This window comes from Rhizobium sp. BR 314 (assembly GCF_047445805.1).
GTDB lineage: Bacteria > Pseudomonadota > Alphaproteobacteria > Rhizobiales > Rhizobiaceae > Rhizobium > Rhizobium lusitanum_B.
The window spans coordinates 178370-193657 of the sequence record NZ_JARWLA010000004.1 but is presented as its reverse complement, the minus strand read 5'-3'; the positions used below and the strand labels follow the sequence as shown (position 1 = coordinate 193657).

The following is a 15288-nucleotide window of genomic DNA, read 5'->3' as shown; positions in this document are numbered from 1 at the left end:
ACTATGCCGCGCATGCCACATACGTTCATTGCCGAATGTGATTCCGCAACCTTGCTTGCTATCTACATACGCGCCGAGGCACCGCATTCCAAATCACTGTTTCTTTCGCATTGTTACGAAAGCAGATGATTGAATTTGTTGGGTAATTCCAGATATGACAACAAGTCTAAAATAAGGAAATCCGGAGCTTTTCAGCCCCGGATTTCATCAGGATGGTTAGCAACCTATTAAAAAGTTGCCCGATACTAGGTCAGTTCGACTGGCGGCGCAGGAAGGCCGGAATTTCGAGCTGATCGTCTTCATGGCTCGCCATGCGGGCCTGCGGAACCTGACGGCCCTGGTCGTCGAGGTTGCCGCGACGCGGAGCGTAGAGGCTTGCTTCCGGCGACGGCGCGCGGCGCTGCTGCGGAGCCGCAGCCTGGGTCGGAGCCATCATGTCGTCGAAAGCCGGGTCTTCTTCGCGACGTCCGAGCGAGTTGGTGATGCGCTTCAGCAGGCCCATCGGGCCACGCTCTTCAGCGGCCTGCGGAGCAGCCGGCTGTGCGCGATGTTCCATCTCTGCCTTAACCACCGGCGGGAAGTCTTCCACCTTCGGCATACGAACCTGCTCGGGAGCCTGACGGATGATCGGTTGCTGATGCATGACCGGAGCCGGCTGAGGCTGAACCGGGGCCTGACGGATCGGCTGAGCTTCCGGCGCTGCCGCGAAGATGCGGCTCTGCGGACGGAAGCTTTCTTCCTGCGCTACAGGCTGCTGCTGTACATGAGCCTGACGGGCCATCTGGATTTCGAGTTCACGTTCCAGATCGGCTTCTGCTGCACGAATGGTCTGGGCGACCGGATCGACAGTGCGAGGAGCCGGAGCTGCAGCCTGTGCGGTATGGGCCTGCGCGACATGGACAGGCTGAGCTGCGGCCGCTACCGGAGCGGCGGCCGCGGACGGACGGATAGCCGGCTTCGCGACCGGGCGGAATTCCATACCGCGGTCGGCTGCTTCGTTCATCGCACGGTCGATGCCGGTTGCGACGACGGAGACGCGGATGATGCCTTCGAGCGATTCGTCGAAAGTAGCGCCGAGGATGATGTTGGCGTCCGGATCGACTTCTTCACGAATACGCGTCGCAGCTTCGTCGACTTCGAACAGGGTGAGGTCACGGCCGCCGGTGATCGAGATCAGCAGGCCCTGCGCACCCTTCATCGAGGTTTCATCGAGCAGCGGATTGGCAATAGCGGCCTCAGCAGCCTGCATTGCACGGCCCTGGCCGGAAGCCTCACCGGTACCCATCATTGCGCGGCCCATTTCGCGCATGACCGAGCGAACGTCGGCGAAGTCGAGGTTGATAAGACCTTCCTTCACCATCAGGTCGGTGATGCAGGCAACGCCCGAGTAGAGAACCTGGTCGGCCATCGAGAACGCGTCGGCGAAAGTCGTCTTGTCGTTGGCGATACGGAAGAGGTTCTGGTTCGGAATGACGATCAGCGTGTCGACCGACTTTTGCAGTTCCTGGATGCCCTGCTCGGCGAGACGCATGCGGCGGCCGCCTTCGAAGTGGAACGGCTTGGTGACGACGCCGACGGTCAGGATGCCCTTGTTGCGAGCGGCCTGCGCGACGACCGGAGCAGCACCCGTACCCGTGCCGCCGCCCATGCCGGCGGTGACGAAGCACATATGCGTGCCATTGAGATGGTCGATGATTTCGTCGATGCACTCTTCGGCAGCTGCACGGCCGACTTCCGGCTGCGAACCGGCGCCGAGACCTTCCGTGACGTTGACGCCGAGCTGGATGATCCGCTCCGCCTTTGTCATGGTCAGTGCCTGTGCATCGGTGTTGGCGACGACGAAATCGACGCCCTGCAAGCCTGCCGTGATCATGTTGTTGACGGCATTGCCGCCACCGCCACCAACACCGAACACGGTGATACGCGGCTTAAGCTCGGTGATATCTGGCTTATGCAGCTTGATAGTCATTGTACCCGTTCCTTCTCTTTATGGCCGCATCGCCACGCCGGCCAATTCACTGATTTCACTTGCCTGACGCTTACCCCGGAAGATTTTTCCGGGGTCAGGCACTCAAAAACTCTCTTTCAGCCACTGGCCGACACGACCGATCCGGCTGTTGTTACCTCCAAGCGACGAGAGCAGGCCGCTACTCGGCGCATGTGTCTCCATGTCCGCGACCTGCGGATAGATCATCAGACCAACCGCGGTCGAGAAGGCCGGCCCCTTGGCCGCCGTCGGCAAGCCGGATACACCCATCGGGCGACCGATGCGGACGTTTCGGGCAAGAACCCGGCGCGCCACGTCAGGCAGGCCGGTCAGCTGGCTGGCACCGCCCGTCAGGACGACGCGCTTGCCGACGATCGGGCTGAAGCCCGAACGCTGGATGCGATCGCGAATGAGTTCGAGGGTCTCCTCGATACGAGCCTTGACGATGCGCGACACCAGTGCCTTCGGCACCTGTGTCGGCTGGTCACGCTCGTCTTCGCCGATCGGCGGGATGGAAATCAGTTCGCGCTCTTCCGAAGAATTTGCGAGCGCAGAAGCATGAACGACCTTTAGACGTTCCGCATCCTCGATGCGGGTGGAAAGGCCGCGTGCAAGGTCGGTGGTGACGTGATGGCCACCAAGGCTGACAGCATCGGTGTGCACCAGCTTGCCTTCGGCAAAGACCGAGATCGTCGTCGTACCGCCACCCATGTCGATCGCTGCGCAGCCGAGTTCGACTTCGTCATCGACGAGAGCGGCGAGACCGCTGGCATAAGGCGTTGCCACCATGCCTTCGACCGAAAGATGAGCGCGATTGATGCAAAGTTCGAGATTGCGAAGCGCAGCGCGCTCAGCCGTCACCACATGCATGTCGACACCAAGCGCATCGCCGAACATCGCCAGCGGATCGCGGATACCGCGCTCGCCATCGAGCGAATAGCCTGTCGCCAGCGAGTGCAGCACAGCACGTTCTTGACGGACCGACTGCTGGCAAGCGGCGGCCAGCACCTTCTTGAGGTCGTTGGATTCGACTTCCTGCCCGCCGAGATCGATGGTCGCGGTATAGATGTCGCTGCCCAGCCTTCCGGCGGAGACGTTGACGATCAGGCTGTCCACGGTGAGGCCGGCCATGCGCTCGGCCGCATCGACGGAAAGCCGGACGACCCCTTCCAGTGCGTCGAGGTCGGCGATCACGCCGGTCTTGATACCGCGAGAGCGCTGATGGCCGATACCGATAATTTCGATGTTATGCGTGCGGTTCGGGAGAACCTGGCTCTCCTCGCGCGGCGTCAGCCTGCCGATCATGCAGACGACCTTCGTCGAGCCGATATCCAGAACCGACACGATGTGCGACCGCTTGGAGGACAGCGGCTTCAACCGCGGCAGGCCGAAATGAGACGAACCGAATAAGCTCATGTATCCTGCCCTGCTTTCTTCAAAGCCTTGTTTCTTGCATCCACCGCGGCCTGGCGGCGAAGCGTTGCGTCCGGGGTCAATTCTATTGCTGTGCGATCCGCAAGACGAAGATCCACCGCGGCGATATCGCGCTGCAGGAGATTCTGATCCTTGTCTAGATTGGTAAGACGTGCCAGCGCGCCATCGATATTGTCTTCCGGCAACCGGACGATCACACCGTTGTCAAGATAGAGATCCCAGCGGCGACCGGCGACGCGAACGAATGCCTTCACGTGATTGCGGACATCCGGCCACTTGGCGAATGCATCATCGATGGAGGCGGCTGCCGTCTCGGCGTCGCGACCAACGAACAGCGGCAGCTTCGCAAACTTGTTGTCGCGCAGCGGCGCAATCACGCTGCCATCCTTCTGGATCAGCGAGAGCTCGGCGCCGTGCTGCCAGATGGCGTAGGCCTTGCGTTCCTTCAGCTTCACTTCGACGGTCTTCGGATAGACCTTGCGAACCTCGACATTCTGAACCCAGGGCAGATTGGCGATCTTCTGGCGAGCGGCATCCGCATTGAGCGCGACAAGCGAAGTCGTCCCATCAAGGCCAAGCAACTGCAGGATCTCGATTTCGGAAGTCTCATCGTTGCCGGAGACTTTGACGTCTTCGATTGCAAACCCGACAGCTGACGTCGTCGCCTCAGCGACTGCCTGGCTGTGACCGCCGACCGACATGCCATAGAGAGCGGTCGCACCAAAGAGCATGAACGTCGCGACCGTGCCGGTATGCGCAGGGATGTTGATGCGACCGGAGCCGAGGCTCACCAGGAAGCGCACTGCGCGACGCAGAGGGCGCGGCAACACGAACGCGTCCTCCACATCGTCAATAGCGAGCGGGACGCGATGACGGGACCGCCTCATATTTTTGACCGTCAACGCAAACAAGACGCGTCCTCCACCATCCACCGGAGAAATTCACCAAACGAGTAGCCGGCATGAGCGGCCATTTCGGGCACCAGCGAGGTAGGGGTCATACCGGGCTGAGTATTAACCTCCAGCCAGACAAGCTCACCTTCTTCGGAAAAGCGATCATCGAAGCGGAAGTCAGATCGACTGACGCCGCGGCAGCCGATAGCTTCATGCGCCCTTAACGATAATGTTTGTATCTTTTGGTAAAGATTCGGTGAAATTTCCGCCGGAAGGACGTGTTTTGATCCACCTTTGGCATACTTGGCGTCATAGTCGTAGAAGCTGTGGCCGAGCGGCACGATCTCGGTAACCCCAAGAACCTTGCCACCCATGACCCCGCAGGTCAGTTCGCGACCGTGGATGTAACACTCAACCAGAACCTCATCGCCATAGCGCCACTCCGAGGACGTAACGATCTGCGGCGGGTGCGCCTGGTCTTCCTTGACGATGACGACACCGAAGCTCGACCCCTCGCGCACCGGCTTGACGACATAAGGCGGCTTCATTGGATGCTCGCCGACGATGCCGAAGCGATCCATGACGAGCGAGGTTGCGACCGGAATACCTGCGGCAGCCGCAACCGTCTTCGCTCGCGCTTTATCCATCGCAAGGGCAGAAGCAAGCACGCCGGAATGGGTATAGGGAATCTGCAGATATTCGAGGATACCTTGAATGGTGCCGTCCTCGCCGAACGGACCATGCAGCGCATTGAAGACGACATCCGGCTTCAACTCAGTCAGGCAGCTGGCGACATCGTGATCGACATCGACGCGGGTAATCCGGAAGCCTTCTGCTTCGAGAGCGTCAGCGCATGCCTTTCCCGAGGAAAGGCTGACGGGCCTTTCCGAGGAAAATCCGCCCATAAGGACAGCCACATGCTTGGCACCCATTAATACCCCCGACCTCTCGGTCTCTGCTCTGCTTTTGCGAGGCCTCGCCTAACAGCGATTCTCGCCCCTCTTTCAATAGGTCGATTAGAACGACATTAAGGTTAATGAAGCGTTTACTTTCGTTAACTTTCGGCCGCTCCGCCAACGCTCGAACCATTCGAATCAAATGGATACAAAGAATTCTGCCATTAGATTCAGAGAGTTGCTACTTTTGAAATCGCTACATTTAGTTTTTTTAAACAAAGAGACCCGTACCGGATTCTCCGATACGGGCCAGAACCCCTTAAAAACGCAGGCTGATTTTATTCGCTGTCGTCGACCAGCTTCCAGACGAATCCGCCCAGCGCTCCGCCCACGATCGGGGCGACCCAGAACAGCCAAAGCTGCTGCAACGCCCAACCACCGACGAATAGGGCCTGCCCTGTCGAACGGGCAGGATTGACCGACGTGTTGGTGATCGGGATCGAAATCAAGTGGATCAACGTCAAGCCCAAGCCGATCGCGATCGGCGCAAAGCCGGCAGGCACCTTGCCGCTCGTCGATCCGAGAATCACGACGAGGAAGAACAAGGTCAGCACTATTTCGGCCACCAGGGCCGAGACCATGGAGTAGCCGCCGGGTGAGTGCTCGCCATAGCCATTGGCAGCAAAACCGCCGAGCTGGAAATCTGCCTTACCGCTGGCGATCAGATAGAGCACGGCCGCTGCGGCGATGGCACCGATAACCTGCGCGATGATGTAGGGAATGAGCTGTCCGCCCGGAAAGCGGCCAGCCACAGTCAGGCCAACCGACACGGCTGGATTGAAATGCCCCCCGGATATGCCGCCGACCGCAAAAGCCATGGTCAGCACGGTCAGACCGAACGCAAAAGCGACACCAAGAAAACCGATACCGAGGCTCGGAAATGCCGCGGCGAAAATTGCACTGCCGCAGCCGCCAAATACGAGCCAGAATGTTCCAAGAAACTCAGCTATAAGCTTTTTCTGCATGAAGACTTCCCCTTTGCCCCCAATCGCAACGAAAATCAGCCGTCTATAAAAAGATTCCGGGAGGACTCGTCGGAAACACGCTTACGCCGTGGCAGACAATCGCTCAATTGCTCGCGAATCAACAATTACGGCTAAATAATAGCATACAACCATTGATTTCTTGCGTAGTTGGCGTTTGCGTCGAACAAAAATTACGCTAGGACACGATTTGTCCGCTAAGCAGCCCTTAGCATCGTCCAAATTTGGTGGGATCATGACTGACGCGATATCTCCTTTATCGCCGACCCCCTCGTCGTCGAACAACAACGTTGCCAATTCCCCGGCACGTGTTCTGATCGCGAGCCTCATCGGCACAACGATCGAATTTTTCGATTTCTACGTTTATGCGACGGCGGCGGTTATCGTCTTCCCGAAGCTGTTCTTCCCTGCAAGCGACCCGACATCTGCAACGCTGCAGTCCTTCGCAACCTTCTCCATCGCCTTTTTCGCACGCCCGATCGGCGCGATGATCTTCGGCCATTTCGGTGACCGGATCGGCCGCAAGGCAACCCTGGTCGCCGCTCTCATGACCATGGGCCTGTCGACCGTCGTGATCGGCCTGCTGCCGACCTTCGCATCCATCGGCGTTCTCGCCCCGATCCTGCTCGCGCTGTGCCGTCTCGGCCAGGGCCTGGGCCTGGGCGGCGAATGGGGCGGCGCCGTGCTGCTCGCCACGGAAAATGCTCCGGAAGGCAAGCGCAGCTGGTACGCCATGTTCCCGCAGCTCGGTGCGCCGATCGGCTTTATCCTGTCGGCAGGTCTCTTCCTGATCCTGCGCGAAAGCATGACCGACGCGGACTTCCTCAACTTTGGCTGGCGCGTTCCCTTCCTGATCAGCATCGTGCTCGTCGCTGTCGGCCTCTATGTCCGCCTGAAGATCACGGAAACTCCGGAATTCCAGCGTGCCATCGAAAAGGAAGAACGGGTTTCCGTTCCGATCGCGGTCATCTTCCGCTCACACTTCCGCAGCCTCATCCTCGGCACGATCATCGCCGTCGCGACCTTCGTGCTGTTCTATCTGATGACGGCCTTCACGCTGAGCTGGGGAACCCGCGCTCCTGGCACCGGCCCATTGCCGGCGGGCCTTGGTTACACGCAGGGGCAGTTCCTCGTCGTTCAGCTCGTAGGCGTCGTGTTCTTCGGCCTGATGATCCCTATTTCGGGTCTGTTGTCGGATCGCTATTCGCGCCGGCTGGTCCTGATCCTGACGACGATCGGCATCCTGATCTTCGGTCTATTCTATTCGTCGCTGCTGACCGCCGGCCTTGCTGGCGCTTTCGCCTGCTCGATCATCGGCCTGGCATTGATGGGCTTCACCTATGGTCCGATCGGCGCTGCACTCGCAGCCCCCTTCCCGACCACCGTGCGCTATACCGGCGCTTCGATGACCTTCAATCTCGGCGGCATCGTCGGCGCCTCGCTGGCGCCTTACATCGCCACTTGGCTCGCGACGACCTATGGCCTCGTCTATGTCGGTTACTACCTGGCAGCAGCGGCCCTTCTCTCGCTGATCGGCATCCTGCTTTCTGGCAATAACGAGATCTGAGAATTTCGATGCAACCAATTGAAAAGGCCGGGTGAAAACCCGGCCTTTTCTTGATTCGCTTTATGAAGTCTGCGTCAGTCGCAGCGCCTATCTACTCGGTCGTGACACCCTGGAACGGACGCACTTCGCGGCCGGGCATAAAATGACCGAGGCGCTTGATTTCCCATTCCAGCTTGACGCCGGAATTCTCGAAAACCTGACGACGTACCTGCTCGCCGAGATACTCCAAATCGTAGCCCGTCGCCTGCTCCATGTTAATCATGAAGTTGCAGTGCAACGACGACATCTGCGCACCGCCGATGACAAGTCCGCGGCAACCGGCTTCGTCGATCAGCTTCCAGGCGGAAAGACCCTCGGGGTTCTTGAAGGTCGAGCCGCCGGTCTTCTCGCGGATCGGCTGGACGGTTTCGCGGTGTGCACGTACGGCGTCCATTTCGGCGCGAATCTTGGCGCGATCTTCCGGATAGCCTTCAAACAGAACATGCGTGAAGATCAGCTCTTCGGAAGCATCCGAATGCCGATAGCTATAGCCCATCTCGGCATTGGTAAGCACATGTTTGTCGCCCTTGCGGTCGACCGCATGCACTTCGACAACGCGCTCGCGGGTCTCTGCGCCATTGGCACCCGCGTTCATGCGTGCAGCACCGCCGATGCTGCCGGGAATGCCGTAGAAGAAATGGAAACCGCCGATGCTGTTATCCATGGCCATCGCCGCGACATGCTTGTCCGGGCAGATGGCGCCGGCCAGAATGCGGTTTTCGCCCGCAAGCTCGACCGCGCCGAAGCCCTTGGCCGAAAGCCTGAGCACGACGCCCGGAATACCGCCGTCGCGCACCAATATGTTCGATCCCACGCCGACGACCGTCAGCGGCACCTCTTCCGGCAAGATCTTCAGAAATGCGATCAGATCGTCGGTATCGTGCGGCTGGAACATGAGTTCCGCCAATCCGCCGGCACGGAACCACGTGACGCGATCCATCGGCGCGTCCGGCGTGAGCCGTCCCCTGATATCCTTGACGCTGTCGCCGAGCGACGCCAGAAGCTTTTCTCCGTTAACCTGTTTCATGCGGACTTACCCGATAGGCCTTCCAATTCCTTTGGCAATGACGCTGCCCAGTATGTGATGCTGCCAGCCCCCAACAAAACCACAAAATCACCCGGTCGCGCAATCTCTGCAACCATCGCGGCAAGATCTTCCTGCGACGGCAGATAACGCGCGTCACGGTGACCGCCCGCCTTGATACGCGAAACCAGCGTCTGCGAATCCGCGCCCTCGATGGGATCTTCACCGGCCGCATAGACCGGAGCGAGGAAGATGCTGTCAGCATCGTTGAAGCACGCGGCGAATTCTTCGAAGAGGCTCGACAGGCGTGTATAGCGATGCGGCTGGTGCACGGCGATGACGCGGCCCTTGCAAGCCTCGCGCGCAGCCTTCAGCACAGCCTTGATCTCGACGGGATGATGACCGTAATCGTCGAAAACCTTCACCCCGTTCCATTCGCCGGTCAGCGTGAAGCGGCGCTTGACGCCGCCGAAAGACGCCAGCCCCTTGGCAATCGCGTCGCTGGAAATGCCAAGCCGGTTGGCAACAGCAACGGCTGCCGTCGCATTCGAAATATTGTGGCGCCCGGGCATCGGCATCACGAGATCCTTGATATGGATCACCTTGCCGGTGCGGCGCCTGCGGATTTCGACATCGAACAGCGATCGCGTGCCATCGATGCGCACGTTCATGAAGCGCACGTCTGCCTGCGGGTTCTCGCCATAGGTGATGACCTTGCGGTCCTCGATACGCCCGACGAGTGCCTGCACTTCCGGATGGTCGATGCACATGACGCCGAAGCCGTAGAACGGCACGTTCTCGACGAACTGCCGGAAAGCGGCGCGGACGGCATCGAAATTGCCGTAATGGTCCAGATGCTCCGGATCGATATTGGTAACGACCGCCACGTCGGCAGGCAGTTTCAGGAAGGTGCCGTCGGATTCATCGGCCTCGACTACCATCCACTCGCCCTCGCCCATGCGCGCGTTGGTGCCATAGGCGTTGATGATCCCGCCGTTGATGACGGTGGGATCAAGCCCGCCGGCTTCCAGCAGCGTCGCCACGAGCGACGTCGTCGTCGTCTTGCCATGCGTGCCGCCAATGGCGATCGCATTGCGGAAGCGCATCAGCTCGGCCAACATTTCGGCGCGGCGCACCACCGGCAGCAGCTTTTCGCGCGCAGCGACGAGCTCCGGATTGCTCTTCTTGATGGCGGTGGAAACGACCACGACTTCGGCGTCGCCGAGGTTTTCCGCCTTGTGACCGATATGAACCGGAATACCCTTGTCGCGCAGCCGTTGCACGTTGGCACTTTCCGACTGGTCGGATCCCTGCACGCGATGGCCGAGGTTATGCAAAACCTCGGCTATGCCGCTCATCCCGATACCACCGATACCGATAAAATGCACAAGGCCGATTGCCTTCGGCAGCTTCATACGCCTGCCCCCTTGAATTGCTGAATTGAACGTCCCCCGGCAATAGCTTCAACCATGTCGGCGAGCAAGTTTGCCGCATCAGGCTTGCCGGCCTGCTTGGCTGCTGCCGCCATCTTGGCGAGCTTTTCCGGCATTGTCATGGAACCGCGCAGGATCGTGGAGAGCTTCTCCGGCGTCAGCTCGGATTGTGCGATCACCTTGACGCCACCTGTTGCGGCAAGTGCGGCTGCATTGGCAGCCTGATCATGATCGAGCGCATGCGGATAGGGCACCAGGATTGCCGGACGGCCGATCACCGCGAGTTCGGAAACCGTGGAAGCACCGGAGCGGCAGAGAACCAGATGTGCAGCACCGATACGCTCGGCCATGTCCGTGAAGAAGGGCGCGACATCGGCACCCATCTCCAGCCGCCTGGTGCAGCTGTTGACCGTCTCCATATCCTCCGGGCGCACCTGCTGCGTGATACGCAGCCGCTTACGCAGGGGCTCTTCCAGCAAACTGATCGCTGTCGGAACCGCCTTCGAGAAATATTGCGCACCCTGGCTGCCGCCAAACACGACTAGATTGAACGGATCGTCAGGAACAGAAGGAACATAGGGCTGTTTCGCAGCCTCTACGACAGCGGGACGCACTGGGTTGCCTGTCGTGACAGTCTTTCCCCCAAACGGTCCCTCTTCCGAAAGGAAGCCGCCTGCGATGGCACGCACGCGCGGCGCCAGCATCTTGTTGGCGCGGCCCATGACGGCATTCTGTTCATGCAGCATTGAAGGCACGCCCAAACGTGTCGCAGCGAGCAGCGGCGGCACCGTGGGATAGCCGCCAAAGCCGACGACGCAGACGGGCTTGATTTTCTGGATCAGCTTGCGCGCAGCGCGCATACCCTTCCACAGCGTCCAAAGCGCGCTTGCAACCTTCAGCGGGCTCTTCGAGCCAATCGTTGCCGACGGCACGACATGGATTTCGTCGGCCGGGAATTTGCCGGCATAGCGTTCAGCACGGCTGTCCGTGACGAGGTGCACGGAATAGCCGCGCTCCTTCAGCTTATAGGCCAGCGCCTCAGCCGGAAATACGTGACCGCCGGTTCCGCCGGCGGCAAGAAGGACAATGCCTTTACTCATAATCTTCGCTCCCGCGAACAGCCCAATACTCGAGGCATCCCCTTAATATAGGAGGTCGCCCCGACCGCGTCATCGGCGCGGACCAAAGCTCCTCATAGCCCGCCGCCTTTGGAAAAGCGACCGGAGAATGAACAGGGAAAACGAGAGGGGGTAAAGGCAAATCCAAGACGATTACTCCGCAGGCAGCCCATGCGTCACGCGGAACTGGCTGCGATCCTGCGCTCGTTTTTCCGGGCGATGACGCGTCAGTGCCAGAATGAAGCCAGCCGTCACACAGATCGCCGTCATCGAGGAACCACCGTAGGAAATCAGCGGCAGAGTCATGCCCTTGGCGGGCAGAAGCTGTAGGTTGACGCCGATGTTGATGATCGACTGAATGCCGATCTGCAGCACCAGGCCCGCAACCGCAAAGCGGTTGAAGTCGTTCTTCTCCTTGTAGGCATGCGACAGGCCGCGCAGCACGAGGAAGGCAAAGATGCAGACGAGCACCATGCAGAAGATCACACCGAATTCTTCAGCCGCGACGGAGAAGATGAAGTCCGTGTGGGCGTCGGGGATGATGCGCTTGACGACGCCCTCGCCCGGGCCGACGCCGAACCAGTTACCATGGACGATCGCCTGCTTGGCGGTGTCGACCTGGAATGTGTCGCCCTCACCGGTCATGAACTTATTGACGCGTTGCGCCACGTGATCGAAGACATAGTAGGCGGCGACGAAGCCACCGGCGCCGAGGCCGCCAAGGACAATGATCCAGAGCCAGGGCATGCCCGCCATAAAGAACATGCCGCCCCAGACGGCCGTCGTCAGGATCGTCTGCCCAAGGTCAGGCTGGGCGACCAGCAGCGCGACGACGATGCCGAAGAGAATGATGGCAAAGAGGTTTCCGGGAATTTCCGGTTGGCGTGCGTGCTCGGCAAACAGCCAAGCGCAGACGACCACAAAAGCCGGTTTCATGAACTCCGACGGCTGAATGGACAGTGCTGCGATGTTGACCCAGCGTCGCGAGCCCTTGACCTCAATACCGAAGAACAGCGCGAAAAGCATCATCGCCAGCGAAACGATCAGCAAGATCACCGCCGTGCGCCGTACTTGACGGGGCGTCATGAAGGAAATGCCGATCATCGCCGCGATCGCCGGAACGAGAAACAAGGCGTGACGCTTGACGAAGTGGAACGGCTCCAGCCCGATGCGTTCCGCCACCGCCGGCGACGCCGCAAAGGACAACATGAAACCAATACCGATCAACAGGATGAAAAGGGCAAGGAATACGCGGTCGATGGTCCAGAACCATTCGGCCAAGGCCCCACGTTCAACGCGGCTTACCATATTATTTGCCTCCAGTTGCTGAACCGATCAGCATGGTAACGCCCTCGATCGCTGCCACATGGCTGACGAACGCGTCACCCCTGACCTCGAAATTCTTATACTGATCGAAGCTTGCGCAAGCCGGGGATAACATCACAGCTGCGGATTCATGCTCATCCCCAGCCGCATCTTCGGCGGCATGAGCAACGGCGCGCTCCAGCGTACCCGAGATCTCATAAGGCACCTGCTCACCGAGCGTCGCGGCAAAAGCCGGTGCTGCCTCGCCGATCAGATAGGCCTTCGTGATGCGCGGAAAGAGCGGCGAAAGGGTCGTGATGCCACCCTCTTTCGGCAGGCCGCCGGCAATCCAGTAGATGTTCTCGTAGCTCGAAAGCGCCGGTGCTGCCGCATCGGCATTCGTAGCCTTGGAGTCGTTGACGAAAACGACGCGGCCACGCCGCCCGACCGGCTGCATGCGATGCTTGAGGCCTGGGAAGGACTTCAAGCCGGATCGAATCTCATCGGCCGTGACGCCGACCGCAAGGCAAGCGGCAATCGCAGCCGCTGCATTTTGCGCATTATGGCCGCCCCGCAAAGTCTGGATACCATCCAGGTCGGCAATCTCGCTCGCTGCACCGTTGGATGCATGCAGGATGCGGCTCCCCTCGGCATAAAGACCGTCCGCCAGAGCATGGCGGCGCGATATCCGCACCACCTTGGTACCTGCCCGTTCGATGCGATCGGCAATCAGGGACGAATGGCTGTCGTCGACACCGACGACAGCAACGCCGCTGCCTGCAACAAGCCGTTCCTTGATATCGGCATAATGCTGCATCGTGCCGTGCCGATCGAGATGATCGGGCGTCAGGTTCAGCAAAATACCCGCCGACGGGTTGAGCGTCGGTGCGAGATCGATCTGGTAGGACGAGCATTCGACGACATAAAAGCGACCGGCCTTCGGCGGGTCGAGCGTCAGAATAGCCGTGCCGATATTCCCGCCGAGCTGCGTATCGCGTCCGCTCGACTGCAGTAGATGAGCGATGAGCGCCGTCGTGGTCGATTTGCCGTTGGTGCCGGTGATGGCAATGAACGGGCAATCCGGCGCATGCGCCCGGCGCTCTCTGACGAACAGCTCGACATCGCCGATGATCTCGACGCCTGCAGCATGTGCAAGATCGACGGTCCAATGCGACTTCGGATGCGTCAAAGGCACACCCGGAGACAGGACGAAGACCGACAGAGCATTCCAGTCGATCGTCCTGAGATCCACGACCGGTATTCCCTCGGCACCCGCCTTGACCACGCTGTCGGGATTGTCATCCCAGGCCATGACGTCGGCACCGCCTGCAACGAGCGCATGCGCCGTGGCAAAGCCTGAACCGCCAAGGCCGAAGAGAGCGACTTTCTTTCCTTTCAGCGTGGTGACGGGGATCATCGGCGCCTCACCGCAGCTTCAGGGTGGAGAGACCGATCATCGCCAGGATGACCGCGACAATCCAGAACCGCACGACCACCTGGCTCTCCGTCCAACCCTTCTTTTCGAAATGGTGATGAATCGGAGCCATGAGGAAAACGCGGCGCTTCGTCAGTTTGAAGAAACCGACCTGAATGATGACCGAAAGCGCTTCCAGCACGAACAGACCGCCGATAATCGCCATAACGATCTCATGCTTGGTCGCAACCGCGACCGAGCCGATCATGCCGCCGAGCGCCAAAGAACCCGTGTCGCCCATGAAAATGGCGGCTGGCGGCGCATTGAACCAGAGAAAGCCAAGGCCCGCCCCAATGACCGCGCCGAGAACGACGGCCAGTTCACCTGTGCCCGGCACGAAATTGATTGCCAGGTAGTCGGCAAACACGAAGTTACCGGCAAGATAGGCGATGACGCCGAAGGAGGCAGCCGCGATCATGACCGGCACGATAGCAAGTCCGTCGAGACCGTCGGTAAGGTTGACGGCATTGCCGGCAGCCACGATGACGAAAGCACCGAAGAAGACGAAGAACATGCCAAGATTGAGCAGCAGGCTCTTGAAGAAGGGGAACGCGACCGACGAGCCGAAGGTCGAACCGGCGGGGCCGGACGACAGCGCCGTGGTCATCATGAAGTAAACGGCGATGGCCGCAATGATGAACTCGATGCCGAGGCGCGCGCGACCGGAAAACCCCTTGTCGCTCTGCTTCGTCACCTTGAGATAATCGTCATAAAAGCCGATCGCGCCGAAGCCGAGGGTGACGAGCAGCGTCGCGACCACGTAGACATTGGCCAGATCAGCCCATAGCAGCGACGACACGACGATGCCGGCAAGGATCATCAGGCCGCCCATGGTCGGTGTGCCGGCCTTTTTGAAGTGCGTCTGCGGACCATCGGCACGAATCGGCTGCCCCTTGCCCTGACGCACGCGCAGCGATGAGATGATTCGCGGTCCGAACAGGAAAACGATCAACGCAGACGTGAAGAGCGAGCCGCCGGTGCGAAACGTGATGTATCTGAACAGATTGAGGAATCTGAAATGGGTACTGAAAAATTGAATATGGTCCGACAGTTCGGCTAGCCAGATCAGCATAAG

At 59.8% G+C, this 15288-nt stretch carries 12 protein-coding genes; 1 reads left to right on the top strand and 11 read right to left on the bottom strand.

Going from position 1 to position 15288, the window contains the following annotated elements; all coding sequences use genetic code 11:
- Positions 1 to 250: 250 nt before the first annotated feature.
- From ftsZ to aqpZ, 5 genes are all read right to left on the bottom strand, one after another.
- Positions 251 to 1969 carry a cell division protein FtsZ gene (gene ftsZ, locus QD461_RS07990; RefSeq protein WP_414087244.1) on the bottom strand — a complete coding sequence of 573 codons (1719 nt, stop codon included), beginning with the start codon at positions 1967 to 1969 and terminating at the stop codon, positions 251 to 253.
- A gap of 102 nt (positions 1970 to 2071) precedes the next feature.
- The gene (ftsA, locus tag QD461_RS07985; protein ID WP_092853246.1) at positions 2072 to 3403 is read right to left on the bottom strand and encodes a cell division protein FtsA; all 1332 of its coding nucleotides are present in this window, start codon (positions 3401 to 3403) and stop codon (positions 2072 to 2074) included.
- Positions 3400 to 4332, bottom strand: coding sequence for a cell division protein FtsQ/DivIB (locus QD461_RS07980; protein WP_414087243.1), 933 nt, complete (start codon positions 4330 to 4332; stop codon positions 3400 to 3402). The genes ftsA and QD461_RS07980 overlap by 4 nt, the downstream gene beginning before the upstream one ends.
- Positions 4320 to 5246: a D-alanine--D-alanine ligase gene (locus tag QD461_RS07975; protein WP_414087242.1), complete on the bottom strand. Its 927-nt coding sequence runs from the start codon at positions 5244 to 5246 to the stop codon at positions 4320 to 4322. The genes QD461_RS07980 and QD461_RS07975 overlap by 13 nt, the downstream gene beginning before the upstream one ends.
- A gap of 302 nt (positions 5247 to 5548) precedes the next feature.
- Positions 5549 to 6235, bottom strand: a complete 687-nt coding sequence (gene aqpZ / locus QD461_RS07970) for an aquaporin Z (protein ID WP_414087241.1) — start codon at positions 6233 to 6235, stop codon at positions 5549 to 5551.
- Positions 6236 to 6488: 253 nt separating this feature from the next.
- Here aqpZ and QD461_RS07965 point away from each other — a divergent pair, with 253 nt between their 5' ends.
- Positions 6489 to 7820, top strand: coding sequence for an MFS transporter (locus QD461_RS07965; RefSeq protein WP_414087240.1), 1332 nt, complete (start codon positions 6489 to 6491; stop codon positions 7818 to 7820).
- A 91-nt stretch (positions 7821 to 7911) separates the two neighbouring features.
- Here QD461_RS07965 and murB read toward each other — a convergent pair whose 3' ends face one another.
- The 6 genes from murB to mraY all read right to left on the bottom strand — a co-directional run bounded on the left by murB (position 7912) and on the right by mraY (position 15285).
- Positions 7912 to 8886, bottom strand: a complete 975-nt coding sequence (gene murB, locus QD461_RS07960) for a UDP-N-acetylmuramate dehydrogenase (protein WP_184703797.1) — start codon at positions 8884 to 8886, stop codon at positions 7912 to 7914.
- Positions 8883 to 10298, bottom strand: coding sequence for a UDP-N-acetylmuramate--L-alanine ligase (gene murC, locus QD461_RS07955; RefSeq protein WP_414087239.1), 1416 nt, complete (start codon positions 10296 to 10298; stop codon positions 8883 to 8885). The genes murB and murC overlap by 4 nt, the downstream gene beginning before the upstream one ends.
- The gene (gene murG / locus QD461_RS07950; protein WP_414087238.1) at positions 10295 to 11416 is read right to left on the bottom strand and encodes an undecaprenyldiphospho-muramoylpentapeptide beta-N-acetylglucosaminyltransferase; all 1122 of its coding nucleotides are present in this window, start codon (positions 11414 to 11416) and stop codon (positions 10295 to 10297) included. Before murG ends, murC begins: the two co-directional genes overlap by 4 nt.
- Before the next feature lie 171 nt (positions 11417 to 11587).
- Positions 11588 to 12742: a putative lipid II flippase FtsW gene (gene ftsW / locus QD461_RS07945; protein WP_184703794.1), complete on the bottom strand. Its 1155-nt coding sequence runs from the start codon at positions 12740 to 12742 to the stop codon at positions 11588 to 11590.
- Position 12743: 1 nt separating this feature from the next.
- Positions 12744 to 14156 (bottom strand): UDP-N-acetylmuramoyl-L-alanine--D-glutamate ligase, encoded by a 1413-nt coding sequence (gene murD, locus QD461_RS07940; RefSeq protein WP_414087237.1) that lies wholly within the window; start codon positions 14154 to 14156, stop codon positions 12744 to 12746.
- A gap of 7 nt (positions 14157 to 14163) precedes the next feature.
- The gene (gene mraY, locus QD461_RS07935; RefSeq protein WP_184703792.1) at positions 14164 to 15285 is read right to left on the bottom strand and encodes a phospho-N-acetylmuramoyl-pentapeptide-transferase; all 1122 of its coding nucleotides are present in this window, start codon (positions 15283 to 15285) and stop codon (positions 14164 to 14166) included.
- Between the last annotated feature and the right edge of the window lie 3 nt (positions 15286 to 15288).